We start from the raw sequence: 2257 nt of genomic DNA, 5'->3' as shown, positions 1-2257 counted from the left end.
TAGATATCGTTCCAAGCACCCGGGAGCAGTCCAGCGGTCTCTCCAAACTTCGCGTTGTTCCGATATGGTCGGCTCGCGCGCGTCCTTGTAGAATTCACGATAGGCCTCCTGCGCTTTCTCCACATCACCCAAACAAGCATGGATGGCAACCATCATGCGTAGCGCACCCCGGGACAAGACTTTCATTTGCAGCATAGCGTCCCGCGCGCCTTCGCAATCACCTTTTTCCCACAGCGCCCACGCCAACTGCCAATGGACCATGTCGACGGGAAACGGGTCTATAGCCTTGGCCTGTTCCAATATTGCAATCGCTTTGTCCGTGTCGCCGGAATAGAGCAATTCGTCTGTACTACCTACAAGAAAGATGGAGGAGCTGGGGTTCAATGCAATCCCCTTGACATACCCTGCTTTCGCCCTGTCCCAGTCGAGACTGTCCGTATAAAGCCGTGCGAGTGCGTAGTGCACATCGGGGTCACGTCCGTCAAGGTGGTGTAATTATGCGAGTGGCCTGAGGTCATGATCAGGCGGCTTGGGTAGTGATGCTGAGAATAGGATCGGTCTCCTCGGTATCGATCTGCGCGAAGGCTTCGACCTGCATGTAGCGGTTCTGCGTCTGCCATTCGTCGTTCTGCTCAAACAGCACTGCGCCGATGAGGCGCATGATCGAGGCCTCGTTGGGGAAGATGCCGACGACATCGGCGCGGCGCTTCACTTCCTTGTTCAGACGCTCGATCGGGTTGGTGCTGTGCAGCTTTGTGCGGTGCTGGCGCGGGAAGGCCATGTAGGCCAGCACGTCGTGTTCGCTCTCGTCCATCAGCCCGGCCAGTTTGGGCCAGCGCGAACGGATCTGATCAGCGACATGCCGCCATGTCTCGCCAGCCTGTTTGCGGTCGGGCTGATCGAAGGCCTGGCGGATCGCGGCGGCCACGACGGTGTGCTGGCCTCTTGAGACATGCGCCAGGGCGTTGCGCATCCAATGGACGCGGCAGCGTTGCCAGGTGGCCTCGAATACCCGCGCAATCGCCCCTTTCAGACCGACATGCGCATCACTGACCACCAGCTTCACTCCGCCGAGCCCGCGGGCTTTCAGAGAGCGCAGGAAGTCCATCCAGAACGTTTCCGCCTCTGATGGGCCAAGCCCCAGGCCGATGATCTCGCGGCGCCCGTCCGTGTTCGCTGCGACGGCGATTATCGCAGCGACCGAGACGATCCTCCCGCCCTGACGCACCTTGAGATAGGTGGCGTCCAGCCACAGGTACGGCCACTCGCCGGTGAGCGGGCGGTTGAGGAACTCGCCGACCCGTTCATCGATGTCCTTGCACAGCTTCGACACGGTGCTCTTGGAGATGCCGGAAAGCCCCATGGCCTGCGCCAGTTCGTCGACCCGGCGCGTTGAGACGCCGCCGATCCAGGCCTCCTGGATCACCGCGACGAGAGCCTTCTCAGAGGTCTTGCGCGGCTCCAGGAAGCCGGGGAAATAGCTGCCCTGGCGCAGCTTGGGGACCTTGAGGTTCAGCGTGCCCAACCGGGTGTCGAGCGCGCGCTCGCGATAACCGTTCCGCCAGGTCGTGCGACCCTCGGCGCGTTCGTGACGGCCGGCGCCGATCAAGCCCTCGACGTCGGCCTCCATGATCAGCTGAAGGACCGCTTCGGCAACAGCGCGAAGGAAATCGCCTTGATCGTGCTTTTCCAGAAGTTCGCTGAGGTCCATTGTGGTCTTGGTCATCGGGGTCTCCGTGTGGTTCGGGGTTGAAGCGTCGAAACTCCACCTCGACCATACACCTCGATGGCCACCCGGATTACACCGGCAACGCCGAGGAAATTACACCACGTCCTCGGACACTAACTCCGATATGCTCGAACTGTTCAAAAACAACTTGCACCTACGGAGGCATCCATACATGCACAAATCGGTTCGTGAGCGGACTTCCCCTTTCCCCGGACGGACTTATGCTACGGGCTCTGTGACAGGTATACCAAGAGTCGTGTAGCGGTTGAGAACCGCGACGCGGATCTGGATTTCCGCGACTTGCCGCTCAAACTCTCTCGCCATCAGAGATTGGCCGAGGAGTTTGATGCAGTTCATCTTGCTCTCGACGCGGCTTCGGCGGTGGTATCCGCTCCATCGTCGCCAGATCGCGCGGCCGAGATAACGCGAAGCATTGACCGCTTCGTTGCGAGCGATGTCCCCGGCACTCGTGGGTTTCCAGGGTTTGGCATTTTTGCGTGGTTGGATTACGGCATGAGCCTCTCGCGC

3 protein-coding genes are annotated in these 2257 nt (G+C 60.3%); all 3 read right to left on the bottom strand.

The annotated features are described in order from the left end of the window. Positions 1-465: tetratricopeptide repeat protein (locus tag ACR0C6_RS20990; protein WP_480621030.1), on the bottom strand; the 465-nt coding region annotated here is incomplete at its 3' end. A 55-nt stretch (positions 466-520) separates the two neighbouring features. After that, on the bottom strand, positions 521-1726 hold the full coding sequence (locus ACR0C6_RS20985) for an IS256 family transposase (protein WP_480528144.1): 1206 nt from the start codon (positions 1724-1726) through the stop codon (positions 521-523). Between the two features lie 222 nt (positions 1727-1948). Then, positions 1949-2257 (bottom strand): transposase (locus ACR0C6_RS20980; protein WP_480621029.1); only part of this gene is annotated, 309 nt, incomplete at its 5' end.

It is taken from the genome of Ruegeria sp. AL12, assembly GCF_056540885.1.
Note: the sequence above shows the minus strand (reverse complement) of the source record. Positions and strands in the feature narration are given on the sequence as shown.